The organism is Enterobacter sp. H2G27, from assembly GCF_054403075.1.
Genome location: NZ_JBSVSI010000001.1, coordinates 3,355,903 through 3,381,846, shown reverse-complemented (window position 1 = coordinate 3,381,846; position 25,944 = coordinate 3,355,903). Strand labels below are relative to the sequence as shown.

At 56.5% G+C, this 25,944-nt stretch carries 19 protein-coding genes; 13 read left to right on the top strand and 6 right to left on the bottom strand.

Annotated features, from left to right (window positions below):
• The first annotated feature begins 18 nt into the window (after nt 1–18).
• The 5 genes from rlmD (at nt 19) to eno (ending at nt 7,700) form a co-directional block, all read left to right on the top strand.
• The gene (rlmD, locus tag ACW9E7_RS15965; RefSeq protein ID WP_458728070.1) at nt 19–1,317 is read left to right on the top strand and encodes a 23S rRNA (uracil(1939)-C(5))-methyltransferase RlmD; all 1,299 of its coding nucleotides are present in this window, start codon (nt 19–21) and stop codon (nt 1,315–1,317) included.
• Between the two features lie 51 nt (nt 1,318–1,368).
• Nucleotides 1,369–3,600, top strand: a complete 2,232-nt coding sequence (relA, locus tag ACW9E7_RS15960; RefSeq protein ID WP_008499628.1) for a GTP diphosphokinase — start codon at nt 1,369–1,371, stop codon at nt 3,598–3,600.
• A gap of 66 nt (nt 3,601–3,666) precedes the next feature.
• The gene (gene mazG / locus ACW9E7_RS15955) at nt 3,667–4,458 is read left to right on the top strand and encodes a nucleoside triphosphate pyrophosphohydrolase (RefSeq protein ID WP_115876181.1); all 792 of its coding nucleotides are present in this window, start codon (nt 3,667–3,669) and stop codon (nt 4,456–4,458) included.
• A 223-nt stretch (nt 4,459–4,681) separates the two neighbouring features.
• A complete protein-coding gene (gene pyrG / locus ACW9E7_RS15950) occupies nt 4,682–6,319 on the top strand; it encodes a glutamine hydrolyzing CTP synthase (protein ID WP_032648095.1) in 1,638 nt (545 codons plus the stop codon).
• A gap of 82 nt (nt 6,320–6,401) precedes the next feature.
• Nucleotides 6,402–7,700: a phosphopyruvate hydratase gene (gene eno, locus ACW9E7_RS15945; RefSeq protein WP_024909267.1), complete on the top strand. Its 1,299-nt coding sequence runs from the start codon at nt 6,402–6,404 to the stop codon at nt 7,698–7,700.
• 52 nt (nt 7,701–7,752) lie between these two features.
• On the opposite strand, the gene ACW9E7_RS15940 is transcribed toward eno, so the two are convergent.
• Nucleotides 7,753–8,862 (bottom strand): SDR family oxidoreductase, encoded by a 1,110-nt coding sequence (locus ACW9E7_RS15940; protein ID WP_115876180.1) that lies wholly within the window; start codon nt 8,860–8,862, stop codon nt 7,753–7,755.
• 358 nt (nt 8,863–9,220) lie between these two features.
• The gene (locus ACW9E7_RS15935) at nt 9,221–10,045 is read right to left on the bottom strand and encodes a MurR/RpiR family transcriptional regulator (protein ID WP_024909265.1); all 825 of its coding nucleotides are present in this window, start codon (nt 10,043–10,045) and stop codon (nt 9,221–9,223) included.
• Nucleotides 10,046–10,210: 165 nt separating this feature from the next.
• Between ACW9E7_RS15935 and ACW9E7_RS15930 the strand changes: the two genes are divergently transcribed.
• Genes ACW9E7_RS15930 through queE form a run of 3 tightly spaced genes read left to right on the top strand, consistent with a single transcriptional unit; the run spans nt 10,211 to nt 13,203 of the window.
• Nucleotides 10,211–11,770: a PTS transporter subunit EIIC gene (locus ACW9E7_RS15930; protein WP_458728069.1), complete on the top strand. Its 1,560-nt coding sequence runs from the start codon at nt 10,211–10,213 to the stop codon at nt 11,768–11,770.
• The gene (locus tag ACW9E7_RS15925; RefSeq protein WP_115876178.1) at nt 11,770–12,477 is read left to right on the top strand and encodes an N-acetylmannosamine-6-phosphate 2-epimerase; all 708 of its coding nucleotides are present in this window, start codon (nt 11,770–11,772) and stop codon (nt 12,475–12,477) included. The genes ACW9E7_RS15930 and ACW9E7_RS15925 overlap by 1 nt, the downstream gene beginning before the upstream one ends.
• Nucleotides 12,478–12,531: 54 nt before the next feature.
• Nucleotides 12,532–13,203 carry a 7-carboxy-7-deazaguanine synthase QueE gene (queE, locus tag ACW9E7_RS15920; protein ID WP_023333236.1) on the top strand — a complete coding sequence of 224 codons (672 nt, stop codon included), beginning with the start codon at nt 12,532–12,534 and terminating at the stop codon, nt 13,201–13,203.
• Between the two features lie 17 nt (nt 13,204–13,220).
• On the opposite strand, the gene ACW9E7_RS15915 is transcribed toward queE, so the two are convergent.
• Both ACW9E7_RS15915 and ACW9E7_RS15910 read right to left on the bottom strand, forming a co-directional pair.
• A complete protein-coding gene (locus ACW9E7_RS15915) occupies nt 13,221–14,618 on the bottom strand; it encodes an MFS transporter (RefSeq protein WP_136195128.1) in 1,398 nt (465 codons plus the stop codon).
• A 27-nt stretch (nt 14,619–14,645) separates the two neighbouring features.
• Complete coding sequence (locus tag ACW9E7_RS15910; protein WP_458728068.1) at nt 14,646–15,815, bottom strand: M20 aminoacylase family protein; 1,170 nt, start codon at nt 15,813–15,815, stop codon at nt 14,646–14,648.
• A 171-nt stretch (nt 15,816–15,986) separates the two neighbouring features.
• On the opposite strand from ACW9E7_RS15910, the gene ACW9E7_RS15905 reads away from it, so the two are divergent.
• Nucleotides 15,987–18,335, top strand: coding sequence for a helix-turn-helix domain-containing protein (locus ACW9E7_RS15905; RefSeq protein WP_458728067.1), 2,349 nt, complete (start codon nt 15,987–15,989; stop codon nt 18,333–18,335).
• Here ACW9E7_RS15905 and queD read toward each other — a convergent pair.
• Entirely contained in the window at nt 18,320–18,682 is a 363-nt protein-coding gene (gene queD / locus ACW9E7_RS15900) for a 6-carboxytetrahydropterin synthase QueD (protein WP_111965448.1), read from the bottom strand. The two genes, ACW9E7_RS15905 and queD, sit on opposite strands and share 16 nt — an antisense overlap.
• A gap of 306 nt (nt 18,683–18,988) precedes the next feature.
• On the opposite strand from queD, the gene cysJ reads away from it, so the two are divergent.
• Genes cysJ through cysH form a run of 3 tightly spaced genes read left to right on the top strand, consistent with a single transcriptional unit; the run spans nt 18,989 to nt 23,256 of the window.
• On the top strand, nt 18,989–20,794 hold the full coding sequence (gene cysJ, locus ACW9E7_RS15895; protein WP_458728066.1) for an NADPH-dependent assimilatory sulfite reductase flavoprotein subunit: 1,806 nt from the start codon (nt 18,989–18,991) through the stop codon (nt 20,792–20,794).
• Nucleotides 20,794–22,506, top strand: a complete 1,713-nt coding sequence (gene cysI / locus ACW9E7_RS15890; RefSeq protein WP_008499617.1) for an assimilatory sulfite reductase (NADPH) hemoprotein subunit — start codon at nt 20,794–20,796, stop codon at nt 22,504–22,506. The genes cysJ and cysI overlap by 1 nt, the downstream gene beginning before the upstream one ends.
• Nucleotides 22,507–22,521: 15 nt before the next feature.
• Nucleotides 22,522–23,256 (top strand): phosphoadenosine phosphosulfate reductase, encoded by a 735-nt coding sequence (cysH, locus tag ACW9E7_RS15885; protein ID WP_023344813.1) that lies wholly within the window; start codon nt 22,522–22,524, stop codon nt 23,254–23,256.
• A gap of 47 nt (nt 23,257–23,303) precedes the next feature.
• Here cysH and ACW9E7_RS15880 read toward each other — a convergent pair whose 3' ends face one another.
• Nucleotides 23,304–24,347 (bottom strand): aminopeptidase, encoded by a 1,044-nt coding sequence (locus ACW9E7_RS15880; RefSeq protein ID WP_458728065.1) that lies wholly within the window; start codon nt 24,345–24,347, stop codon nt 23,304–23,306.
• 246 nt (nt 24,348–24,593) lie between these two features.
• Between ACW9E7_RS15880 and cysG the strand changes: the two genes are divergently transcribed.
• Entirely contained in the window at nt 24,594–25,943 is a 1,350-nt protein-coding gene (cysG, locus tag ACW9E7_RS15875; RefSeq protein ID WP_458728398.1) for a siroheme synthase CysG, read from the top strand.
• Nucleotide 25,944 lies beyond the last annotated feature (1 nt).

Here is a 25,944-nt window from a genome sequence, read left to right as displayed (position 1 = left end):
GTGAGAAAAATCTCGGCGATGGCGCAATTCTACTCTGCAAAGCGACGCGTGACGACGCGTGAAATCATTACTGTTGAAGCCACGGACCTCGATCCGTTTGGTCAGGGAGTAGCACGTCACAATGGTAAGGCTCTGTTTATAACAGGTTTACTGCCAGCAGAACGAGCAGAAATTACGCTGACGGAAGATAAACGCCAGTTCGCGCGCGGACAGGTTAAGCGTCGTCTCAACGATAGCCCGGAGCGCGTGAAGCCCCGCTGCCCGCATTTTGGCGTTTGCGGCGGCTGCCAGCAACAGCATGCGAGCACAGAATTACAGCAAAAAAGTAAAAGCCGCGCGCTGGCGCGTCTGCTCAAACATGACGTTAACGAAATTCTTGCCTATGAGCCCTGGGGCTATCGTCGTCGCGCGCGCCTGAGCCTCAGCTATCAGCCAAAAACGGATCGTCTGGAGATGGGGTTTCGCAAGGCCGGCTCCAGCGACATCGTTGACGTGAAGCAGTGCCCCATTTTGGTGCCCCATCTTGAGGCATTGCTTCCGGAAGTGCGCATCTGCCTCTCCGGGCTGGACGGCGTACGCCATCTCGGGCACGTCGAACTGGTCATGGCAAACAATGGCCCGCTGATGGTGCTGCGCCACACCGCACCGCTGTCGAAAAAAGATCGCGAAAAACTGGAACGCTTTTCGCATTCCCACGACCTGGCGCTTTTCCTGGCACCACAAAGCGAGATACTTGAGCAGGTTACCGGTGAGGCGCCCTGGTATGCGTCAAACGGGCTACGCTTAACGTTTAGCCCGCGAGATTTCATTCAGGTCAATGATGGCGTTAACCAGCAGATGGTGGCGAAAGCGCTGGCGTGGCTGGATGTCCAGAAAAGCGATCGGGTGCTCGATCTGTTCTGCGGAATGGGCAACTTCACGCTGCCGCTGGCGCGAGAAGCGGGCAGCGTCGTCGGCGTGGAAGGCGTTGAGGCTCTGGTGGCGAAAGGGCAGGAGAACGCCCGGCAGAACGGCTTGCAAAATGTGACATTCTTTCATCAAAATCTTGAGGACGATGTCACCCAACAGCCGTGGGCAAAGCAGGGCTTTGATAAAATCTTGCTCGACCCGGCACGTGCCGGTGCCCCGGGCGTGATGGCACATATTATTAAACTCGCGCCGAAGCGTGTGGTCTATGTTTCCTGTAACCCGGCAACGCTTGCCCGGGACAGCGAGGCATTACTCAGCGCGGGTTACCAGATTCAGCGTCTGGCAATGCTGGACATGTTCCCGCACACTGGGCATCTGGAATCGATGGTGTTGTTCGAGCACATCTAATTTGTTTGGCTTGTCGACTTCGACAGGCCCTGGTCCCTAAAGGAGAGGACAATGGTTGCGGTAAGAAGTGCACATCTCAATAAAGCTGGGGAGTTTGACCCACAAAAATGGATCGCAAGTCTGGGAATTTCCAGCCAGCAGTCGTGTGAACGCTTAACCGAAACCTGGGCCTATTGTCTGCGCACCACGCAGGGGCATCCCGACGCCGATCTTCTCCTGTGGCGCGGCGTGGAGATGGTTGAAATCCTGTCCATGCTGAACATGGACATCGAAACGCTGCAGGCCGCGCTGCTCTTCCCCCTCGCGGATGCGGACGTGGTCAGCGAAGACGTGCTGCGCGACAGCGTCGGGAAATCCGTCGTCGCGCTGATCCACGGCGTGCGCGATATGGCGGCCATTCGTCAGCTTAAAGCCGCGCATACCGATTCCGTCTCCTCAGAGCAGGTCGATAACGTTCGCCGGATGCTGCTGGCCATGGTGGATGATTTCCGCTGCGTGGTCATCAAGCTGGCCGAGCGTATTGCCCACCTGCGAGAGGTAAAGGATGCGCCGGAAGACGAGCGCGTGCTGGCCGCCAAAGAGTGTACGAACATCTATGCGCCGCTGGCGAACCGCTTAGGGATTGGTCAGCTGAAGTGGGAGCTGGAAGATTACTGCTTCCGCTATCTGCACCCGGCGGAATATAAACGGATTGCCAAACTTCTGCACGAGCGCCGTATCGACCGCGAGCACTATATCGAGGAGTTTGTCGGCGGCCTGCGCCAGGCGATGAAAGAAGAGAACGTGCGCGCCGAAGTCTACGGTCGGCCTAAGCATATCTACAGCATCTGGCGCAAAATGCAGAAGAAACACCTCGCCTTTGACGAGCTGTTTGACGTGCGCGCCGTGCGTATCGTGGCGGAGCGTCTGCAGGATTGCTACGCCGCGCTGGGGATAGTACACACTCACTTCCGTCATCTGCCCGATGAGTTCGACGACTATGTCGCCAACCCAAAACCGAACGGCTACCAGTCTATCCATACCGTGGTGCTTGGCCCTGGCGGTAAAACGGTTGAGATTCAGATCCGCACCAAACAGATGCATGAAGACGCCGAGCTGGGCGTTGCCGCGCACTGGAAATACAAAGAAGGCACCTCCGGTGGGGCGCGTTCTGGCCACGAAGACCGCATTGCCTGGCTGCGCAAGCTGATTGCGTGGCAGGAAGAGATGGCCGATTCCGGCGAGATGCTCGACGAAGTGCGCAGCCAGGTCTTTGACGATCGGGTGTATGTCTTTACGCCGAAAGGGGACGTTGTCGACCTGCCGGCCGGCTCTACGCCGCTCGATTTTGCCTACCACATCCACAGCGATGTGGGACACCGATGCATCGGGGCGAAAATCGGCGGGCGTATTGTACCGTTCACCTATCAGCTGCAGATGGGTGACCAGATTGAAATCATTACCCAGAAGCAGCCCAACCCGAGCCGGGACTGGCTTAACCCGAACCTGGGGTATGTTACCACCAGCCGCGGGCGCTCGAAGATTCACGCCTGGTTCCGTAAGCAGGATCGTGACAAGAACATCCTTGCCGGTCGCCAGATCCTCGACGACGAGCTGGAGCATATCGGGATAAGCCTGAAAGAGGCGGAAAAATTCCTGCTGCCGCGCTACAACTTCAACGAGCTTGACGAGCTGTTAGCGGCCATTGGCGGCGGTGATATTCGTCTGAATCAGATGGTGAATTTCCTGCAGGCGCAGTTCAATAAGCCAAGCGCGGAAGAGCAGGATGCGGCGGCGCTGAAGCAGCTGCAGCAGAAAACCTACGCGCCGCAGCAGCGCAGTAAAGACAACGGCCGCGTGGTGGTCGAGGGTGTAGGTAACCTGATGCACCACATTGCCCGCTGCTGTCAGCCAATTCCAGGAGACGATATCGTCGGCTTTATCACCCAGGGGCGCGGGATTTCAATTCACCGTTCCGACTGCGACCAGCTTGCCGAGCTTCAGTCCCATGCGCCTGAGCGCATCGTGGAAGCGGTCTGGGGGGAAAGCTATTCCGCTGGCTACTCGCTGGTGGTGCGCGTTACCGCCAACGACCGCAGCGGCCTGCTGCGCGACATCACGACCATTCTTGCCAACGAGAAGGTCAACGTGCTGGGCGTCGCCAGCCGCAGCGATACCCGCGAGCAGCTTGCCACCATCGATATGACTATCGAAATCTACAACCTGCAGGTGCTGGGCCGCGTGCTTGGCAAGCTGAATCAGGTGCCGGATGTGATTGACGCGCGTCGTCTGCACGGCGGCTAAACATCCTCTTCCGTAGGCCGGGTTAGGCAACGCCGCCACCCGGCATTTTTTTATCAGGACATAACCATGACTCAAATCGACCGCCTGCTCGGCATCATGAAACGCCTGCGCGACCCGGAAAACGGCTGCCCGTGGGACAAAGAGCAGACTTTCGCTACCATTGCCCCGTACACCCTTGAAGAGACCTATGAGGTGCTGGACGCCATTTCCCGCGAAGACTTTGACGACCTGCGCGGCGAGCTGGGCGATCTGCTGTTCCAGGTGGTGTTCTATGCACAAATGGCGCAGGAAGAAGGGCGCTTTAACTTTGACGATATCTGCGCAGCAATCAGCGACAAGCTTGAGCGCCGTCATCCTCATATTTTCGGTGACGCTACCGCAGGAAACAGCACCGAAGTCCTGGCCCGCTGGGAGCAGATCAAAAGCGCCGAGCGGGCAGAAAAATCCCAGCACTCCGCGCTGGACGACATTCCGCTGAGCCTGCCCGCACTGATGCGTGCGCACAAAATCCAGAAACGCTGCTCCGCGGTGGGGTTTGACTGGACCTCTCTCGGCCCGGTGCTGGATAAAGTGCACGAAGAGATTGACGAGGTCATGCATGAAGCGCAGCAGGCGGTGGTGGATGAAGCAAAGCTTGAGGAAGAGATGGGCGATCTGCTGTTTGCGACCGTCAACCTTTCTCGCCACCTGGGTGTAAAAGCGGAAACGGCGCTGCAAAAAGCCAACCTGAAATTCGAACGCCGCTTTCGCGAAGTAGAGCGGATTGTCGCATCGCGCGGCCTGGAAATGAGCGGTATTGACCTCGACGCGATGGAAGAGGTCTGGCAGGAAGTAAAGCGCCAGGAATCTGATCTCTAACGAAATTTTGCGATCAAGCGCAATTTGTGTGATTTTTTAAATGACAAGCGCTTGATTTGCGTCAAAAACATTTACCCAAAAGGGGCTATTTTCTCACTCCTTATGTTTGTCATGGCCTGGAATGGAGACGGAGAATGAAAGTTTGTGGCGCTCGCCGTGTTCGGGTATACTACTTTCCCGTCCTGGTTATTCCATCGTTTCACCCTAACTTCTCAGGTTCAGCATGACAACGAACTATATTTTTGTGACCGGCGGGGTCGTATCCTCTCTGGGTAAAGGCATTGCCGCAGCCTCCCTCGCAGCCATTCTTGAAGCCCGTGGCCTTAATGTGACCATGATGAAACTGGATCCGTACATCAACGTCGATCCGGGCACCATGAGCCCAATCCAACACGGGGAAGTGTTCGTTACTGAAGACGGCGCTGAAACCGATCTGGATCTTGGCCACTACGAGCGTTTCATCCGCACCAAAATGACCCGTCGTAACAACTTCACGACCGGCCGCATCTACTCCGACGTTCTGCGTAAAGAGCGCCGTGGTGACTACCTGGGTGCCACCGTTCAGGTTATTCCGCACATTACTAACGCCATCAAAGAACGCATTGTTGCGGGTGGCGAAGGCCACGACGTAGTGCTGGTTGAAATCGGCGGTACCGTGGGTGATATCGAATCCCTGCCATTCCTGGAAGCGATTCGTCAGCTGGCGGTAGACATTGGCCGTGAACACGCGCTGTTCATGCACCTGACGCTGGTGCCGTACATGGCCGCTGCAGGTGAAGTGAAAACCAAACCGACTCAGCACTCTGTTAAAGAGCTGCTTTCTATTGGTATTCAGCCAGACATCCTGGTTTGCCGTTCCGATCGCGCGGTTCCGGCGAACGAACGTGCGAAAATTGCATTGTTTTGTAACGTGCCTGAAAAAGCCGTTATTTCAATGAAAGATGTCGATTCCATTTATAAAATCCCGGGCCTGTTGAAATCTCAGGGCCTGGACGATTATATTTGTAAACGATTCAGCTTGAACTGTCCGGAAGCTAACCTGTCTGAATGGGAACAGGTTATTTACGAAGAAGCCAATCCGGCAGGCGAAGTGACTATCGGTATGGTCGGCAAGTACATCGAGCTGCCGGATGCCTATAAGTCAGTGATCGAAGCGCTGAAACACGGTGGTCTGAAGAACCGTGTCTCCGTGAACATCAAGCTGATTGATTCGCAGGATGTTGAAACGCGTGGCGTTGAAATCCTGAAAGATCTGGATGCTATCCTTATACCTGGCGGCTTCGGCTACCGTGGTGTAGAAGGCAAGATCGCCACCGCGCGCTATGCGCGTGAAAACAATATTCCATACCTCGGCATCTGTCTGGGTATGCAGGTTGCGCTGATCGAATTTGCGCGCAACGTAGCGGGAATGGAAAACGCGAACTCTACGGAATTTGTGCCAGACTGTAAGTACCCTGTTGTGGCGCTTATCACCGAATGGCGTGACGAAGAAGGTAACGTCGAAGTCCGTACCGAGAAGAGCGATCTGGGTGGCACCATGCGTCTTGGCGCACAGGCCTGCCAGCTGACTGACGATAGCGTGGTTCGCAAGCTGTATGGCGAGCCGGTCATCACCGAGCGCCATCGTCACCGCTATGAAGTCAACAACATGTTGTTGAAACCTATTGAAGCCGCGGGCCTGCGTGTTGCGGGACGCTCCGGGGATGATCAGTTAGTCGAGATCATTGAAGTGCCAAACCATCCGTGGTTTGTCGCCTGCCAGTTCCACCCGGAATTTACTTCAACGCCACGTGACGGGCATCCGCTGTTTGCAGGCTTCGTGAAGGCCGCCAGCGACTACCAGAAGCGTCAGGCGAAGTAAAAAAAGTTAGAACGGCAACGCGTACCTTTGGTACGCGTTGTTTGTCTGGAGTTTTAGTTTAACTTGTACTGAGGAAAATCTAATGTCCAAAATCGTTAAAGTCATCGGTCGTGAAATCATCGACTCCCGTGGTAACCCGACCGTTGAAGCCGAAGTTCACCTGGAAGGTGGTTTCGTTGGTATGGCTGCTGCTCCATCAGGTGCTTCTACCGGTTCTCGCGAAGCGCTGGAACTGCGCGATGGCGACAAATCTCGCTTCCTGGGTAAAGGCGTACTGAAAGCGGTTGGCGCTGTAAACGGTCCTATTGCTCAGGCAATCATTGGCAAAGACGCTAAAGACCAGGCTGGCATCGACAAGATCATGATCGATCTGGACGGTACTGAAAACAAATCTAACTTCGGTGCGAACGCAATCCTGGCTGTTTCCCTGGCGAACGCCAAAGCGGCTGCGGCTGCTAAAGGTATGCCACTGTTCGAGCACATCGCTGAACTGAACGGCACCCCAGGCAAATACTCCATGCCTGTACCAATGATGAACATCATCAACGGTGGTGAGCACGCAGATAACAACGTTGATATTCAGGAATTCATGATTCAGCCAGTTGGCGCGAAATCCCTGAAAGAAGCGGTACGTATGGGTTCTGAAGTGTTCCACAACCTGGCTAAAGTTCTGAAAGCTAAAGGCATGAACACTGCTGTTGGTGACGAAGGTGGCTATGCGCCAAACCTGGGTTCTAACGCAGAAGCACTGGCTGTTATCGCAGAAGCAGTTAAAGCTGCTGGCTACGAGCTGGGCAAAGACATCACCCTGGCGATGGACTGTGCAGCATCTGAATTCTACAAAGACGGTAAATACGTTCTGGCTGGCGAAGGCAACAAAGCGTTCACCTCCGAAGAGTTCACTCACTTCCTGGAAGACCTGACCAAACAGTACCCAATCGTGTCTATCGAAGACGGTCTGGACGAGTCTGACTGGGCTGGCTTCGCATACCAGACTAAAGTACTGGGCGACAAAATCCAGCTGGTTGGTGACGACCTGTTCGTAACCAACACCAAGATCCTGAAAGAAGGCATCGAGAAAGGCATCGTTAACTCCATCCTGATCAAATTCAACCAGATCGGTTCTCTGACCGAAACTCTGGCTGCGATCAAAATGGCGAAAGACGCTGGCTACACCGCGGTTATCTCTCACCGTTCTGGTGAAACTGAAGACGCTACCATTGCCGACCTGGCTGTGGGTACCGCTGCAGGCCAGATCAAAACCGGTTCTATGAGCCGTTCTGACCGTGTTGCTAAATACAACCAGCTGATTCGTATCGAAGAAGCGCTGGGTGAAAAAGCACCATACAACGGTCGTAAAGAGATCAAAGGCCAGGCATAATTGCTTAAGTCTTAAAATGAAAATGCCAGTCGAATGACTGGCATTTTTTTGGCTATTTAAAATCGACCGCCATTTGCTCCGGAATGGTCAGCCCCTGGGTAGTTTGCACGCAGCGGGCGATATAATCCGTAAACCGGGGCGGCTTGGGCATTCCCATACTCAGCAGCTTATCGTTGCTGAAACGCACGTTAAGCGTGGCAAACGCACCGTATAACCGCATGGCTTTCAGCATCAGACGTTCGTTGCACGGGCCAAAAATATGTTTCAGCTCGCGGCGCATTCGGACCAGCGTTTCGTAGCTGACCTGGGCATATTTATCTCCGACGGGGGCTTTCTCCAGCGCCTGCGCCATCGCCTGATCGATATCCGCAAAGCGAACGCTGTTCTCTTCACCCGCAGAAATGTGCACCACTTCCCCCGGACGCGCGTTGCTGTTAAGCAACATTAACAGCGCGTCGGCGCAGTAATCCACCGGCACAACGTCAATCCGGTCTTCCATGGAGCACATGAACTTCTGCAGCATCAGGCCCATGCTAAAGACCCAGAAAATGCTGCTCGACGGCGTGCAGCCGTGACGGGTATGGCCAACGACGATGGACGGACGGGCGATGAGCAGGGGAAGGTTAGGGCACTCCTGGCGCATCAGCTGTTCGATGGTTGACTTCGAAAACGTGTATTCCACCAGGTGTTCAGCATTCTCTCTGAATTCGGCGCTTTCGGCGACCAGGGAATCCTGCTCCGGCGTGCATGACATCGCGGTGCCGACGTGGAGGAAACGCTGCAGTCCTGTGACCTGCTCCATACGACGCGCCAGCGCGAGCGTACCTTCAACGTTGACCTTCCAGATCAGCGGGTTGTTACCAAATGAGGCGACGGCCGCACAGTTCACGACATGCGTGACCCGATCCAGACGGGGATCGTTCAGGAAGGCTTCTGGCTGGCTGAGGTCGCCAATCAGGATATTGTCCACATTCAGGGAGGCCAGTTTGTCCTCAGGAACGTTGAACTTGCGCATATTCTCCAGTACGCGCTCCAGCCCGCTCTGCGGATCGCTGGCGCGCGCAAGCAAAAGGAGTTCTATGGATTGATCGTTGGTCAGAATTTTTTCAAGAACTGCACCGCCCAGAAATCCGGTCACGCCTGTAATCAATAACATCTTCATTAATACCGTCTCATTATGATTGATGAGGCGGATTGTAGGCGGGCAAAAGTAAACGGCATTTAAATAATAAAACGCCGAAATCAGTGGCGTCTTAAGCTTATTTTAAGGAAAGGAAATCAGGTGAAGATATTGGACATTATCGCAATGGTAAAAATTCAATCTATTAAAATTTAAATTTTAACTCGTTGAATTTAATTGATTATATAAGGTCTGTGCCGAATGGTGGACTTAATTCAAAATGTAATAAATATAATACTTTGTTACACCAAACATTTGCCGGATAAATGATGAAAACCCCACTTAACGAAAATCAGACAATATAAGGCGCAGGCCGATTTATTTAGCCTGCGAATGATTTTCAGAGCAAAAGGGGAAGCGTGGCGCTGGCTGTTTGCTGGCTAACGTCGCCGTAATGACCATCCAGCGCAATCATGGACGTGGTCAGCAGCTCGACCAGCAGCATCACCCCAACCTTAGCATTGAGTGCGCCCGCGCTCAGGGGACCCTCTGGTTTGGCCGCAACCAGCAGCATGTCGCTCAGGGATGCCAGCGGGCTGCGTGGCGTATTGCTGAGTGCCAGAACCTTAACGCCGCGCTTGCGGGCAAGCTTCACCACGTGGAGTAAATCCCGCGTTGAACCCGAACTGGAGATAGCCACGACCAGGGTCTCTTTTGAAAGCGTTGTCGCATTCATGGCCGCGCGGTGCATATCGCTGAACAGCTGCGCGGGTTTGCCCAACCGCAACAGCTTGTAGTGCAGATACTCCCCGAGGATCGCGCTGGCCGCAACGCCATAAATCTGCACGGACTGCGCCTGGTGCAGCGCCAGTGCGGCCTTTTCAAGCAGCGTGCGGTCAAGGAGCCGGGCGGTATCCTGCAAAGCTTGCACCGACTCATCCACGACGTTATCAATCTCATCGCCCGCCTGACGCGCGGGCTGGCCCTGCTGAATATCCAGCGCAAGCGCCATTTTAAATTCGTTATAGCCCTTGCAGCCCAGCGTCCGGCAAAGACGCGTGACGCTGGCCTCGCTGGTGTGGCTCTCGCGCGCCAGCTCGGTGATCGTCAGGTAGAGCACCCGGGCAGGATCGCTGAGGACAAACTCGCCGAGTTTTTGTTGTGTTGGGCTGTACCCGGAAGCCTCCTGGCGTAGCTTCAGCAGCAGGTTTTCATGGTCTGACATGCTCGATCCTTAATGCGTTTCTCTGCGACTAGTGTGGCGGAAAGCGGGGGAAAGATGCCAGTCATTTTGAAAAAGTATGATCGTCGTCCTGGTTTGTGATGATAATTTTCACTATTAAATATTTATATGGTAAAAATTTTCATCGTTTAATGAGGGGATGAAAAAATGATGCAAATATTCAGTGGGGCTTCTTCAGGAGGATGGTTTGAAAAAGCGCAGCGCTTTGGCAAATCCTTTATGTTGCCGATTGCCGTGTTGCCTGCGGCGGGTCTGCTGCTGGGGATAGGCGGCGCGCTATCGAATCCCAACACGCTGGCAGCCTATCCGTTTTTAGACGTGAGCTGGCTGCAGGCCATTTTCACCATCATGAGCAGCGCTGGATCCATCGTGTTTGCGAACCTCTCGGTGCTGTTTGCCGTTGGGGTGGCCGTCGGGCTGGCAAAAAGCGATAAGGGCACGGCCGGGCTGGCGGCATTACTCGCGTTTCTGGTGATGAATGCCACCATCAACGCGCTGCTGATCCTCACCGGCAAACTGGCGCATGAGAACCCGGGGGCCGTGGGGCAGGGCATGACGCTGGGTATTCAGACGCTGGAAACCGGCGTGTTTGGCGGCGTGGTGATTGGACTGGTGACCTGCGCGCTCCATCATCGGTTTAATAAAATTGCGCTTCCGCAGTTCCTGGGCTTTTTTGGCGGCTCGCGCTTTGTCCCCATTATCAGCTCCCTGGCGGCGATACTCGTCGGTGCGCTCATGACCGTGGTCTGGCCGCATTTCCAGAAGCTGATTTTTGGTCTGGGCGGGCTGGTGGATGCTACGGGTTATCTGGGCACCCTGCTGTACGGCTTTATTCTCCGCATGCTGGGCCCGTTTGGTTTGCACCACATCTTCTATCTGCCTTTCTGGACTACCGCGCTTGGCGGGAGTGAAATCGTCAACGGCCATCTGGTTGAAGGCACACAGCGGATCTTCTTCGCCCAGCTGGCCGACCCGAACACGCAGCATTTCTATGAGGGCACGTCGCGTTTCATGTCCGGGCGCTTTATTACGATGATGTTTGGCCTGCTCGGCGCGTGTCTGGCGATGTACCACACGGCAAAACCCGAGAACAAAAAGCGCGTTGCCGGGCTGCTGCTTTCTGCGGCGTTAACCTCGTTCCTGACGGGGATTACCGAGCCTATTGAGTTCTCCTTCCTGTTTATTGCGCCGGTGCTTTACGTCATCCATGCGCTGTTTGACGGGCTGGCGTTCATGCTCGCGCACATGCTGCATATCACCATCGGGCAAACCTTCTCCGGCGGCTTCATCGACTTCGTGCTGTTCGGCATTTTACAGGGAGAGGCCAAAACCAACTGGATGTTCGTTCCGCTGGTCGGCGTACCGTGGTTCTTCCTTTACTACTTTACCTTCCGCTATCTGATTAACCGTTTTGATTTCGTCACGCCGGGTCGGGAAAAGGAGGCGATGGCTGACGAGGTCAGCCTGCCGCAAAACGAACGCGCCGCTGCGGTGATCGCCGGATTAGGCGGAAAAGACAATCTGGAAGAGGTGGACTGCTGCGCCACGCGTCTTCGCGTTACGGTCAAGGACGGCAGCAAAGTGAATGACTCGGCGCTGAAAGCCACCGGGGCGCGCGGCGTTATCGTGCGCGGCAACGGCGTTCAGGTCATTTATGGCCCGCACGTCACGATTATCAAAAACGAAGTGGAAGAGATCTTATCGTAATGAAAACTGTACTGGATACTCTGAAGGGAAAACTGGTCGTCTCCTGTCAGGCGCTGGAAAATGAACCGCTGCATAGCCCGTTTATTATGTCGCGAATGGCGCTGGCAGCGGCACAGGGCGGGGCCGCCGCAATTCGTGCCAACAGCGTGGTGGATATCGAGGCCATTAAGCAGCAGGTCTCTTTGCCTGTTATCGGCATCATCAAACGGGATTACCCGGAAAGTGAGGTATTTATCACCGCGACAATGAAAGAGGTGGATGAGCTCATGGCCGTCTCTCCGGAAATCATTGCGCTTGATGCGACGGCGCGGGAGCGTCCTGGTGGGGAATTACTGGAAACGCTGGTCACGCGCATCCGCTCACGCTATCCCGCGGTGCTGCTGATGGCGGATATCTCCTCCGTGGACGAAGCCGTGACGGCGCAGGCGCTGGGCTTCGACTGCGTCGGCACCACGCTTTACGGCTACACGGCGGAAACGGTGGGCCATTCGCTTCCGGAGAACGACTGCGCGTTCCTGAAGGCCGTGCTGGCCGCCGTGACGGTTCCCGTGGTTGCCGAAGGCAACGTGGATACGCCTGAACGCGCGGCCAGATGCCTGGCGCTGGGCGCGCATACTGTCGTTGTCGGCGGTGCGATCACCCGTCCACAGCAAATTACCGAGCGTTTTATGGCGGCGATTGGCGCGCAAAGCACCGATGGAGCATGACCATCCGGCGGGGATCTGCGATACTTATCGTTTATCCCCTTTACTGAGATGACTATGCAGTACCCGATTAACGAGATGTTCCAGACCCTGCAAGGCGAGGGTTACTTTACCGGCGTTCCCGCTATTTTCATTCGTTTACAGGGATGCCCGGTTGGCTGTGCCTGGTGTGATACCAAACATACGTGGGATAAGCTCGCAGATCGGGAAGTGTCGCTGTTTAGCATTCTGGCGAAAACCAAAGAGAGCGATAAGTGGGGCGCGGGCAGTTCAGAAGATCTGCTGGCCATTATTGGTCGTCAGGGCTGGACGGCGCGTCACGTGGTGATCACCGGCGGTGAACCCTGCATCCACGATCTGACGCCGCTGACCGAGCTGCTCGAAAAGAACGGCTACAGCTGCCAGATTGAAACCAGCGGCACCCATGAAGTGCGCTGTTCACACACCACCTGGGTGACGGTATCGCCAAAAGTGAATATGCGCGGCGGGTATGACGTGCTGTCTCAGGCGCTGGAACGCGCGGATGAGATTAAGCACCCGGTTGGGCGCGTGCGTGATATCGAAGCGCTGGATGAACTGCTGGCAACGCTGACGGATGAAAAGCAGCGCGTCATTGCGCTACAGCCGATTAGCCAGAAAGACGACGCGACGCGCCTGTGCATTGAAACCTGTATTGCGCGCAACTGGCGCCTGTCGATGCAGACGCACAAGTACCTGAATATTGCCTGACCCTTTCGTGGCCCCGCCTATCGCGGGGCCCGACCTGAAGGGAGTAACGCCCAGGTCACTCCCACCGAAGCGAGACACATCGCGCTGTTGAAAAGGAGGGCATACTGTGCGGCGCTGGCCATGCCCAGCGGCAGCAGCAGCGCATAGAGCGACGCGGTAACCGCGATCCCCATCGCTCCCCCCAGCGAGCTGCCCATTTTGTACACCCCCGAGGCCACCCCGACTTTGTTTTCTGGCGCGTTCATCACCGCCGTATCTGTTGACGGCGTGGCGTAACATCCCAGCCCCAGACCAAATAAAATGTTACTGAGAAAGACGGTGACGATGTAGATCTCCTTGCTTAAAAATGTGCAGGAGATGAGCGTGATGCCCGTTGCGGTCAGCAGCGGCCCGGTCATCATCGGCAGGCGCGCGCCGTAGCGCTGAAGCAGCTTTTCCCCTACCCGGATCATCGCCAGCACGGTAATCAGATACCCCAGCGTCATCATGCCGGTTTGCAATGGCGACAGACGGTGGCCCTGCTGCAGCCAGATGCTGGCGATCATCATGGTGCCAATGCAGCCGTTGAGCAAAAAGTTAGAGAATACCGAGGCGCTGTAGGCCCGGTTTTTAAACAGGGCAAAATCAATCAGCGCCGCGTCACCCTTGCGTCGCCCTGTGAGCACAAAGCAGGCCGCTGCCAGCGTGGAGCCCCCCAGCACCAGCAGCGACAGGCTGCTGCTCCAGCCCCAGCCGTGGCCTTTGCTGATAAACAGGTTCAGCAGCACCAGCATAAGGACAAAACTCACCAGGCCGCCAATATCCAGCTTATGGCGACGTGCGCCGTCGCTTCGGCTTTCCGGCGTGCCGCGGATCAGCAGGAGTGCCATCGCCGCCACCAGCATGGAAAAAATAAAGATCCATCGCCAGCCGAGCGTGGTGGCGATGGCGCCGCCGACAAACGAGCTCAGCCCGCTGCCGCCCCATGAACCAATCACCCAAAAGCTGATTGCCCGCTGGCGAGCGTTGCCTTGATACCAGGTTTTAATCAGCGCCAGGGTGGCGGGCATGATGCAGGCCGCTGACAGCCCCTGTATCGCTCTCCCCAGCAGAAACAGAACCGGCTCCCACGAGAAAAAAAGCAGGGCGCTGCCGATGATGCTCAGCGCGAGGCCAATGTAGGTCATACGCACGCGGCCAAACTTATCGGCAAAGCCGCCGCAGGCAACGACAAAACAGCCGCTGAACAAGGCGCTAAGGCTGACCGCCAGCGTGAGGGTTTCAAGGGAGATAGCGAGGCTGTTTTTCATTGCCGGGACAACGTTTATCACCGACTGCGCAAATAACCAGAAGGTCAGAACGCTCATCACAATACCGGCCAGCAGCCGATCGTTACCGGCGTAGGACGGTGTGCCTGTCAGGGGTACGGTACTCATCGTGCGGCCCTCCGGGGTTGGTGCGAATCAGCGCAGATAGTGCTCGGTCAACGCACTCCAGAGTGCCGCGCCGGTAAGCAGAAGCTTGTCGTTAAAGTCGTAGCCTGGGTTATGCACCATGCAGCGGTCCGGCTCATCGCCAGCGCCGAGGGTGAAGTAACAGCCGTTGGGGTTTTTCTCGAGCATGAACGCAAAATCTTCGCTTCCCATAAAGGCATTCACCGACGTGACGGCATCCTGACCGAACAGGTCGGTCGCCACCGTGCGCACCATGTCATTGGCCTGCGGGCTATTGCGCAGCACCGGGCTGCCGTTGACGTGACGAATCGTGGCCGTGGCGTTGAAGCTTTCAGCCTGTGCCACGGCAATGTCGTGGATTCGCTGCAGGACGGTTTGACGCACCGCTTCGTCCAGCGTGCGCACGGTCAGCTTCATTAATACCTTATCGTTGATAATATTCGGGGCATGTCCCGCCTGGATGCTGCCCACGGTTACGACGACCGGCTGGAATGGGGTGATATTCCTCGACACAATCGACTGCAGGGCGAGGGTGATATGGCAGGCAACCAGCGTGGCATCAACGGTGTGTTCCGGAACGGCGCCGTGACCCCCTACGCCGTTCACCTCAATATGAACGGTGTCAGAGGAGGCCATCATGGCGCCATCGCGCAGGCCAATTTTCCCAAGCGGCTGGGAGGGCATGTTGTGCAGGCCAAAAATATGGTCGCAGGGGAATTGTTCAAACAGGCCATCTTCAACCATGACGCGCCCGCCATACAGCAGCTCTTCGGCTGGCTGAAAAATCAGATGCAGCGTGCCGCTAAAGTTGCGGGTTCGGGCCAGATACTCTGCGGCATAAAGCAGGGTAGTGGTGTGGCCATCGTGCCCGCAGCCGTGAAATTTACCTTCAACCGTGCTGCTCCACGCTTTGCCGCTATTTTCCTGCATCGGCAGCGCATCCATATCGGCGCGCAGACCCAGACGTTTGCTGCCGTTTCCTACCTTAAGGGTGCCGACCACCCCGGTTTTGGCCATTCCCCGGTGGACCTCATAGCCCCACTGCCCCAGGAGTGACGCGACGCGGTCGCTGGTTTTGTGCTCCTCGAAGCCTGTTTCGGGATGTCGGTGAAACTCTCGGCGTAATTCAGTGAACTGAGCCTCGGAGCCTCGCAGCGCGTCAACAATTGGATGTGTCATTTTTGTTATCCTTTTCCTGCCAAATGGTGTTAGTTTCGAGTTTATGTCGATCGCATTGCCGGAAAATGTCCTTTTTTGTTGTAAATCGACGCCTTTTTTCTGATTGTTTTTCATACGATTCGGTTATGACAAAAAAGAGTGCGTCATTTTTTGTCTTCGTGGAGGGGGCGAATGGAACATCGTGGAAATGAGTTTGCGATAGCCGTTGAGGACATTCGCCTGTTCGCGCAGGATGAAGGCGATTTGCTGACGATACTGTGGGTGCTGGAAGGGCAAGCTGAACTGCAAACCGAGGCGGGACTAGAAAGGGTTCCGACAAATGGCCTTGTAGTGATAAACCGCCATCAGCGATGGAGGCTTATCAGCCAGAACGCGAATGTGACTCTGCGTGTCGTTCTATCCGGACGCTGGGTAATCCAGCTGTACAATGATTTTTTTGCCCATGATTACGCGGTTCCGGAGGAGTCAGGCGGGCGCTGGCCGCAGTGTGACGAGCTTCGGCACCTGCTGCGCCAGCTGCTGGTGGTGACGCTCGTCAACGATCCGCATCGCTACCGGCTGGAGGCGAATCGCTGGCTGAGCGAGATCCTGCTGCTGCTGATTGGTCGCTTTCAGCAGCCCGTCCGCCAGAAACCCCGGAACCAGCACGCCAACGTAAGCAAGCGCATCGCCCGTGTACTGGAGCGGATCGACGCCAGCTACACCCGCCGCATTACGTTGGCCGAAATCGCAGAGAGTGAGTTCGTCTCAGAAGCGTGGCTCTCTCGTCTCTTTAGAAAAGAGACGGGAGCTAGTTTTATGCAGTACATCACTGCCCTGCGGCTGGAAAAAGCGGCTGACGCCCTGTGTCTCACCAGCCGCCCTCTGCATCAGATTGCGCTGGAGAATGGATTTGCCAGCACACGTATGATGACCGATAGTTTCCAGCGCTATCACAATATGTCTCCAGGTGAGTTTCGTAAGGCCGGGCGTCATCGTCCCCTTGCGTTCCGCCCGCGCACGACCGTGGATGAACAGCGTTTACCTGTTGCGGTGGATACGTTATTTAGCCTGCTTAACGACGCTGAGACCCGCGGTTGGGAACCCTCGCCGCTAACCTACTCCCCGTGTCAGGAGCGGATACTGGATGTGCAGCAGCTTTATCCGCTCTCTTCCGCGCTGCGCCGCACGCGGCTGGTCATCACCCTGCGCGAGCTAGACGATTTGCTGCGAGAGGATGTTCGTCGGCATCTGGAGGCGCTACACGAGGCGATCCCGATTGAGGGTATTGATATCGCCGAACCTTTTCTCAGCAGCCGTCTGTTCGCTACGGGATGGGACGATCCCCAAATGGCGGGCTACGCCTGTTGGTATCATCTGCAGCAATTGTTTACCTGGGTGGCGAAAAAAGGCTGGACGGTCCTGCTGCACACGGGGGTCACTACCCGATGCGATCTCCTGACGCGCTTTTTGCAGCTTTCGGTTAACCGATTTTTGCCCGACATTACCGCTGGCTGGCACGTCGTCATGCACTGGTCTCCCCAGGCTAACGCGGAAACCCAGGAGCACGCCTGGCGGGCGCAGCGGGCGGCGCTGAGGGCCTACCTTCCGCAGGCAAAATTGGGGGTGTGGCATCGCTTCTCTCCCGTTGGTAGCGAGCTGAGCGGTGACGCGCTGTTCCGTTCTGACATTCTGGACGAGGCTGATTTCCTCGCATGTCCGGCAGATGCCAACGAGCTGCTCGATCTGGCGCAGCTGGATCCCGCGCATCTTTCCTCTTCTGAAAATTACCCGGTGCTAAAGGTCCGCCAGATCCTCGCCGCCCTTCGCCAGCGGCAGCGGACGCTGCCGGTATGGTTACTCTCATGGAACACTCTTACGGGGAATACGCGGGCGACCAACGGCTGGTTTTTTCGCGGTGCGCTGTTGATGCAGAATCTCCTCGGGCTTTCAGAACAGGTATGGCTGGCGGGATTCTGGCTTAATTCTGGTTTACAGGGGGAAGCGAGGGCGAACAACACCCTCGATACATCAAGCCTTGCGCTTCAATATAATCACGGCCTTCCACGGCCCATCTACTGGGTACTCTGGCTGTGGCAGCGTCTGCGGGGAGAGGTGCTCGTTAACGACAAGAGCGTGCTGCTGCTCCGCCATCAGGGGCGATATCAGCTGCTGTTGCGTAACGTGGTGGTCTTCAATCCTCTGCTCTCCAGCGAGGAGGCCTTTATTCAGCGTTTTCGCCAGCAGTATCATCTTGAGCTGCGAGGAATGCGCGGTCTCTGGCGCATAAAGAGACATTTGTTCGATCGGCACAACGGTGCGCTCTATCCGTTGCTGGAAGGAGTACACAGCGACAGCGGGCCTGATGAGGAGATGTGGCGCTGGATTGCGCACAAAGCGCGCCCAACGCTTTCCTTACGCGATGAACGGCTTTATGACGGCTGGCAAATTACTGAATCGCTGGAAAGTAACGCGCTTGTGCTCTATGAGTTCACGCCGCTAAACGTGCGTGGGGAAGAGGAGAATCACTCCCCGCGATAAATGCAGCCCGCGGTGCAGGTCTCTTTGATCATCACCGCGCTCAGCAGCGGTACCAGCGGCTTCATCTGATCCCAAATCCATTTTGCCAGCACTTCGCTGGTCGGGTTTTCAAGGCCCGGGATCTCATTCAGGTAGTAGTGATCCAGACGATCGTAGGTCGGCTTAAACGCCGCCTTCAGCTCGGCAAAATCCATGATCCAACCGGTATGCGGATCAACTTCACCGGTGATCTCAAGACGCACCATGAACGAATGCCCGTGCAGACGGCCACATTTATGTCCTTCAGGGACATGCGGAAGGTGGTGGGCGGCTTCGAAGGTGAAATCTTTAAACAGTGTGGTGGACATGATCGCTCTCAGTAATGCGGAAAAAACCGCCGCATAGTACCGGAAAGCACAATTTTTAGCATTAACTAAAACGGCTCTGAGCGTCCACCGCCTCGTATTCGGGGTGTTTATCGCTATTTATTCTTATATTTCAAATAATTATTTAATCTGTTTTATCGCTAAGCATGACAACCAAAACAGGTTAGTCCATTTGGTTATTTATTATTTCCATCCCTTCTTTAATTGTTATTATCCTCGCCGTTAACCTTATCTTCAGTTTGGATTTATTCGCTTAAAGTCCGCTTGGCTACTGGAACATAACGACGCATGACAACACAGGCCCCACCTTCAAATTTGCTTCCCCTGAACCCGGAGCAACTGGCGCGCCTTCAGGCTGCCACCTCTGATTTTTCTCCCACTCAGCTTGCCTGGGTCTCCGGTTATTTCTGGGGAATGCTCAATCAGCAGCCTGGCGCTGTGGCGGGTGCACCGGCTACGGCCGTTGAGATTCCGGCCATTACCCTGATTTCCGCCTCGCAGACGGGCAACGCCCGCCGCGTGGCCGAAGCGCTGCGCGACGACCTGCTGGCCGCTAAACTGAACGTGAACCTGGTCAACGCCGGGGATTATAAATTCAAGCAAATCGCGTCGGAAAAACTGCTGGTGGTGGTCGCCTCTACGCAAGGTGAAGGTGAACCTGCTGAAGAAGCGGTGGCGCTGCATAAGTTCCTGTTCTCGAAAAAAGCGCCGAAGCTGGATGGGACGGCGTTTGCCGTCTTTGGCCTGGGCGATACCTCCTATGAATTCTTCTGCCAGTCCGGCAAAGACTTCGACAGCAGGCTGGCGGAGCTGGGCGCGGAGCGTCTGCTGGACCGCGTTGATGCGGATGTCGAATACCAGACCGCCGCCGCTGAATGGCGCGCCCGCATCGTTGAAGTGCTAAAAGCGCGCGTGCCGAAAGAGACGTCGGCACAGGCCGCGTTCACCGCGACGGGTGCTGTCAACGACATCCACACCAGCCCGTACACCAAAGAGGCGCCGCTGACGGCGAGCCTGTCGGTGAACCAGAAAATTACCGGCCGCGACTCAGAAAAAGACGTGCGTCATATCGAAATCGATTTAGGCGACTCGGGGCTGCGCTATCAGCCTGGCGATGCGCTGGGCGTCTGGTATCAGAACGATCCGGCGCTGGTGAAAGAGCTGGTTGAGCTGCTGTGGCTGAAAGGCGACGAGCCTGTGACCGTTGACGGCAAATCGCTGCCGTTATCCGAGGCGCTGCAGTGGCATTTTGAACTGACGGTGAACACCCCGAATATCGTCGAAAATTATGCCACCTTAACGCGCAGCGAATCCCTGCTGTCGCTGGTGGGCGACAAGGCGAAACTGCAGCATTACGCCGCGACGACGCCGATTGTCGATATGGTGCGTTTCTCTCCGGCTCAGCTGGATGCCGATGAGCTGATCGGCCTGCTGCGTCCGCTAACCCCGCGCCTCTACTCCATCGCCTCTTCGCAGGCCGAAGTGGAGAGTGAAGTGCATGTTACCGTCGGCGTGGTGCGCTACGACATCGAAGGCCGCGCGCGCGCGGGTGGGGCGTCGAGCTTCCTGGCCGATCGCGTGGAAGAAGAGGGCGAAGTGCGCGTCTTTATCGAGCACAACGACAACTTCCGCCTGCCGGCAAACCCGGAAACACCGGTCATCATGATTGGCCCGGGCACCGGCATTGCGCCGTTCCGCGCCTTCATGCAGCAGCGCGCGGCAGACGGCGCGTCGGGTAAGAACTGGCTGTTCTTCGGCAATCCGCACTTTACCGAAGATTTCCTCTACCAGGTTGAGTGGCAGCGCTATGTGAAAGAAGGCGTACTGACCCGCATCGATCTGGCCTGGTCCCGCGACCAGAAAGAAAAAGTATACGTACAAGACAAACTGCGCGAACAGGGCGCAGAGCTGTGGCGCTGGATCAATGACGGTGCCCACATTTATGTCTGCGGCGACGCCAATCGCATGGCGAAAGACGTTGAGCAGGCACTGCTGGAAGTGATTGCCGAATTCGGCGGTATGGATGCCGAAACGGCGGATGAATTTTTAAGTGAGCTGCGCGTTGAGCGCCGTTATCAGCGAGATGTCTACTAATGAGCGAAAAACATCCAGGGCCACTGGTGGTCGAAGGTAAACTGACAGACGCCGAGCGCATGAAGCTGGAAAGCAACTATCTGCGCGGCACCATTGCTGAAGATCTGAATGACGGTCTCACCGGCGGTTTCAAAGGCGACAACTTCCTGCTGATCCGCTTCCACGGCATGTACCAGCAGGACGACCGCGACATCCGTGCCGAGCGTGCCGAGCAGAAGCTGGAGCCGCGTCACGCGATGCTGCTGCGCTGCCGTCTGCCGGGTGGGGTGATTACCACCAAACAGTGGCAGGCGATCGACAAGTTTGCCGGTGAAAACACGATTTATGGCAGCATTCGTCTGACCAACCGTCAGACCTTCCAGTTCCACGGCATTCTGAAGAAGAACGTCAAGCCGGTGCACCAGATGCTGCACTCGGTCGGGCTGGACGCGCTGGCGACCGCCAACGACATGAACCGTAACGTGCTCTGCACCTCGAACCCGTATGAGTCCGAGCTGCACGCCGAAGCCTACGAGTGGGCGAAGAAGATCTCTGAGCACCTGCTGCCGCGTACGCGCGCCTATGCCGAGATTTGGCTCGATCAGGAAAAAGTCGCGACCACCGACGAAGAGCCGATCCTTGGCCAGACCTACCTGCCGCGTAAGTTCAAAACCACGGTGGTGATCCCGCCGCAGAACGATATCGACCTGCACGCCAACGACATGAACTTCGTGGCGATAGCCGAAAACGGCAAGCTGGTGGGCTTTAACCTGCTGGTGGGCGGCGGCCTGTCCATCGAACATGGTAACAAGAAAACCTACGCCCGTACCGCGAGCGAGTTCGGCTTCCTGCCGCTCGAGCATACGCTGGCCGTGGCGGAAGCGGTGGTGACGACCCAGCGCGACTGGGGTAACCGTACCGATCGTAAAAACGCGAAAACCAAATACACCCTGGAGCGCGTGGGCGTGGAGACGTTCAAAGCGGAGGTGGAGCGTCGTGCGGGCATCAAATTTGAGCCGATCCGCCCTTACGAATTCACCGGTCGCGGCGATCGCATTGGCTGGGTAAAAGGCATCGATAATAAATGGCACCTGACGCTGTTTATTGAAAACGGCCGTATTCTGGATTATCCGGGACGTCCGCTGAAAACCGGTCTGCTGGAAATTGCGAAGATCCACAAAGGTGAGTTCCGCATTACCGCTAACCAGAACCTGATTATTGCCGGCGTGCCGGAAAGCCAGAAGGCGAAGATCGAGAAGCTGGCGCGCGAACACGGGTTAATGGATGCTGTTAAGCCGCAGCGTGAAAACTCGATGGCCTGCGTATCGTTCCCGACCTGCCCGCTGGCGATGGCCGAAGCGGAACGTTTCCTGCCGTCGTTTACCGACAAAGTGGAAGCGATTCTGGAAAAACACGGCATTCCGGACGAGCATATTGTTATGCGCGTCACCGGTTGTCCGAACGGCTGTGGTCGCGCGATGCTGGCCGAGCTCGGTCTGGTGGGGAAAGCGCCGGGGCGCTATAACCTGCATCTGGGCGGTAACCGTATCGGCACGCGCATTCCGCGCATGTTCCGCGAGAACATCACCGAGCCGGAAATTCTTGATTCCATCGACGAGCTTGTCGGGCGCTGGGCGAAAGAGCGCGAAGCGGGTGAAGGCTTCGGCGACTTTACGGTGCGTGCGGGCATCATTCGCCCGGTGCTCGATCCCGCAAGGGATTTCTGGGAGTAACCACGAGAGGTAACTATGTCCGAACTCGATCTAAACGCCCTTAATGACCTGCCAAAAGTCGAACGTATTCTGGCGCTGGCAGAAACCAATGCCCACCTTGAAAAGCTGGACGCCGAAGGGCGCGTGGCGTGGGCGCTGGAAAACCTGCCGGGAGAATATGTGCTCTCGTCGAGCTTTGGTATTCAGGCGGCGGTCAGCCTGCATCTGGTGAATCAGATCCGTCCGGACATTCCGGTGATCCTCACCGATACCGGCTACCTGTTCCCGGAAACCTATCAGTTTATTGACGAGCTGACGGACAAGCTCAGGCTGAACCTCAAGGTCTACCGCGCGACGGAAAGCGCGGCCTGGCAGGAGGCGCGCTACGGTAAGCTGTGGGAACAGGGCGTTGAGGGCATTGAGAAATACAATGAGATCAACAAGGTCGAGCCGATGAACCGGGCGCTGAAAGAGCTTAATGCGCAGACGTGGTTTGCGGGCCTGCGCCGCGAGCAGTCCGGCAGCCGGGCAACCTTACCGGTGCTGGCGGTGCAGCGCGGGGTGTTTAAAGTGCTGCCGATTATCGACTGGGATAACCGGACGGTGTACCAGTATCTGCAAAAACACGGGCTGAAGTACCATCCGCTGTGGGATCAGGGCTATCTGTCGGTGGGAGACACCCACACCACGCGTAAGTGGGAACCGGGAATGGCGGAAGAAGAGACGCGATTCTTCGGGCTGAAGCGCGAGTGCGGGTTGCACGAAGGGTGATAACCTTTTTGCCCGGTAAGGCGTAGCCGCCACCGGGCTTAACGGCCTCAGGCTTTCCCCGCTTTCGCCAGCTCCTTCACCAGCGGCAGCATCACCTTCACCACATCACGACTGCGGTGCTCAATCCGCTGCGGCAGCACGCGATCGATGTGCTGCTGATTATCCAGCATCACGTTGTGCCAGCTTGTCCCGTCCGGGAAGGCTTTCGATTTAGCCCGCTGCTGGTAGCCATCTTTTTTGCCCAGCGCCCAGTTTGTCGCTTCCACATACAGCACCGGAATGCCCGCCTTATCAAACACTTCCCCGTCGTTGCAGCAGCCTGTGCCTCGCGGATAATCCGGGTTACCGCCGGGATTGCTGGTGGCATAAACGCCATGGCTGCGGGCAATGGCCAGCGCACGGTCGCGCGTCAGTTTTCGCACGGTACCCGGCGTACTCTGCCCGCTGTTGAAATAGAGCTTGTCGCCGACGATCAGATTGTCGAGGTTGATCACCAGCAGCGTATTTTTCTTCTCCTCGGTGCTCATGCGTTTAAGGAGATTCTCAGCGCCGAGTTTGCCCTCTTCTTCACCGCTGGTGGCAACAAAACGAATGCCATACTGGGTTGGAATATCTTTCATCCGCTCGGCCAGTTCGAGCATCACGCCCAGGCCTGCAGCGTTGTCGTCCATGCCCTGCAGCGTCAGCCCGCCAAGATTGTTATCCGTGTCGGCATCGCTCATCGGAGCGTAGGTATCAAGATGCGCCATAATAATAATTTGCTCTTTTGCGCTGCCTTCGTGGGCCGCAATCACCGTACTGCCGGTCACGTTATGCCAGTTTTTCGTTTTATTTCGCGAGGTATAGACGTAGCGGCTGTGAAACGACCTGATATCGCTCTGATAGCCCATCCCGGCAAACTGCTGGCGAAGATAGTCCGCGGAGAGCATCTCCGCAGGCGAGCCGGTCATGCGGCCAGGAAAGACGGTGGCAATATGCCGCGCCTGCATATTGGCGATTTCACCATAAGGTTGGTTTTTTGCCTGAGCAGGAAGAATAAAGCAAACGCCGAGCGCCAGGGCAGCAATACGGTGGCGCGTTGCGGAAAACATAGTGAGTCCTTAAAAACAGAGCAAAATAATAACCCGCCTAGTATGAAACTGTGATCGTCCATACACAATTTGAATTGCTCTTAAATGCCCGAAATTTCGCGCGTTAAGCACTTTTTGGTATTAGCATTTTCATGGCGTTATTCCATTGAGTAACTACTCATTCCAATTCGTAATTTCATTCGGTCTAAGCCGCCCCCTATAGTCCCTCTATTCCTCGTTGTTAGTGAGTTGTTGCCTGTGGACTATCTGCCCTTATTTGCTGCGATTAAAGAGAAACCGGTGCTGGTTGTTGGCACGGGTGAAATCGCCGATCGCAAAATCGCGTTTCTACAGCGCGCAGGGGCCCAGGTGCAGGTCGTTGCAGAGGCGGATTTCGACGAGTCACAAATCGACAGCGTGGTGCTGGTAATTGCGGCGACCGGAGATCGTGAACTGAACCAGCGGATCTCCGACGCCGCGCAGGCCCGTTACCGCCTGGTGAACGTGGTGGACGACCAGCCTTTATGCTCGTTTATTTTCCCGTCGATCGTTGACCGCTCGCCGCTGCTGGTGGCGATCTCCTCCGGCGGTACCGCACCGGTGCTGGCGCGTGTGCTGCGTGAAAAAATCGAAGCGCTGCTGCCGACCAGCCTCGGGCGCATGGCGGAGAAAGCCAGCTACTGGCGTAACCACCTGAAAACCCGCCTGACCAGCGTGACGGAACGCCGTCGCTTCTGGGAACGCGTGTTTCGCGGCCGCTTCGCCAGCCTGATGCATGCCGGCAATGAAACGGCTGCGCAAAAAATCCTCGAGGATGAACTGGATAACCCCGGCAGCACGGGCGGGGAGATCATCCTGGTGGGCGCGGGGCCTGGCGATGCCGGGCTCCTGACGCTGCGCGGCCTGCAGGTGCTGCAGGACGCGGACGTCGTGTTCTACGACCATCTGGTCACCGACGGCGTGCGCGAGCTGATCCGTCGTGACGCGGAGCAAATCTGCGTCGGCAAACGGGCAGGCGAGCACTCTGTGCCGCAGCACGACACCAACCAGATGCTGGTTGACGCCGCCAAAGCGGGCAAAACCGTGGTGCGCCTGAAGGGGGGCGATCCGTTCATTTTCGGACGCGGCGGCGAAGAGCTGCAGGCGGCAGCCGAAGCGGGCGTACCGTTCCAGGTGGTGCCCGGCATCACGGCGGCCTCTGCGGTAACGGCCTACGCCGGTATCCCGTTGACCCACCGCGATTACGCCCAGAGCGTCACCTTTGTGACCGGCCACTACAAGGCGGACAGCACGCCGTTCGACTGGTCGCATCTCGCCCAGAGCCGCCAGACGCTGGCGATATACATGGGCACGATGAAGGCGGCGGACATCAGCGAACAGCTTATTCAGCACGGTCGCGAGGCGACGACGCCCGTTGCCGTCATTTCTCGCGGCACGCGCGTCGATCAGCACGTTGCGACGGGCACGCTGGAACATCTTGCAACCCTGGCGAAAGACGCCCCTATGCCCGCCCTGATCGTGGTGGGGGAAGTGGTGCAGCTGCACAGCACGCTCGCCTGGTTCCAACACACAACCGATACAGAAGGCTTTGGTTCTTCTGTCGTAAATTTGGCTTAAG

What these genes read in the sequence shown, in the direction of transcription:
- rlmD (WP_458728070.1), top strand. Translation starts at nt 19, where the DNA reads ATGGCGCAATTCTACTCTGCAAAGCGACGCGTGACGACGCGTGAAATC.
- relA (WP_008499628.1), top strand. Translation starts at nt 1,369, where the DNA reads ATGGTTGCGGTAAGAAGTGCACATCTCAATAAAGCTGGGGAGTTTGAC.
- mazG (WP_115876181.1), top strand. Translation starts at nt 3,667, where the DNA reads ATGACTCAAATCGACCGCCTGCTCGGCATCATGAAACGCCTGCGCGAC.
- pyrG (WP_032648095.1), top strand. Translation starts at nt 4,682, where the DNA reads ATGACAACGAACTATATTTTTGTGACCGGCGGGGTCGTATCCTCTCTG.
- eno (WP_024909267.1), top strand. Translation starts at nt 6,402, where the DNA reads ATGTCCAAAATCGTTAAAGTCATCGGTCGTGAAATCATCGACTCCCGT.
- ACW9E7_RS15940 (WP_115876180.1), bottom strand. Translation starts at nt 8,862, where the DNA reads ATGAAGATGTTATTGATTACAGGCGTGACCGGATTTCTGGGCGGTGCA.
- ACW9E7_RS15935 (WP_024909265.1), bottom strand. Translation starts at nt 10,045, where the DNA reads ATGTCAGACCATGAAAACCTGCTGCTGAAGCTACGCCAGGAGGCTTCC.
- ACW9E7_RS15930 (WP_458728069.1), top strand. Translation starts at nt 10,211, where the DNA reads ATGATGCAAATATTCAGTGGGGCTTCTTCAGGAGGATGGTTTGAAAAA.
- ACW9E7_RS15925 (WP_115876178.1), top strand. Translation starts at nt 11,770, where the DNA reads ATGAAAACTGTACTGGATACTCTGAAGGGAAAACTGGTCGTCTCCTGT.
- queE (WP_023333236.1), top strand. Translation starts at nt 12,532, where the DNA reads ATGCAGTACCCGATTAACGAGATGTTCCAGACCCTGCAAGGCGAGGGT.
- ACW9E7_RS15915 (WP_136195128.1), bottom strand. Translation starts at nt 14,618, where the DNA reads ATGAGTACCGTACCCCTGACAGGCACACCGTCCTACGCCGGTAACGAT.
- ACW9E7_RS15910 (WP_458728068.1), bottom strand. Translation starts at nt 15,815, where the DNA reads ATGACACATCCAATTGTTGACGCGCTGCGAGGCTCCGAGGCTCAGTTC.
- ACW9E7_RS15905 (WP_458728067.1), top strand. Translation starts at nt 15,987, where the DNA reads ATGGAACATCGTGGAAATGAGTTTGCGATAGCCGTTGAGGACATTCGC.
- queD (WP_111965448.1), bottom strand. Translation starts at nt 18,682, where the DNA reads ATGTCCACCACACTGTTTAAAGATTTCACCTTCGAAGCCGCCCACCAC.
- cysJ (WP_458728066.1), top strand. Translation starts at nt 18,989, where the DNA reads ATGACAACACAGGCCCCACCTTCAAATTTGCTTCCCCTGAACCCGGAG.
- cysI (WP_008499617.1), top strand. Translation starts at nt 20,794, where the DNA reads ATGAGCGAAAAACATCCAGGGCCACTGGTGGTCGAAGGTAAACTGACA.
- cysH (WP_023344813.1), top strand. Translation starts at nt 22,522, where the DNA reads ATGTCCGAACTCGATCTAAACGCCCTTAATGACCTGCCAAAAGTCGAA.
- ACW9E7_RS15880 (WP_458728065.1), bottom strand. Translation starts at nt 24,347, where the DNA reads ATGTTTTCCGCAACGCGCCACCGTATTGCTGCCCTGGCGCTCGGCGTT.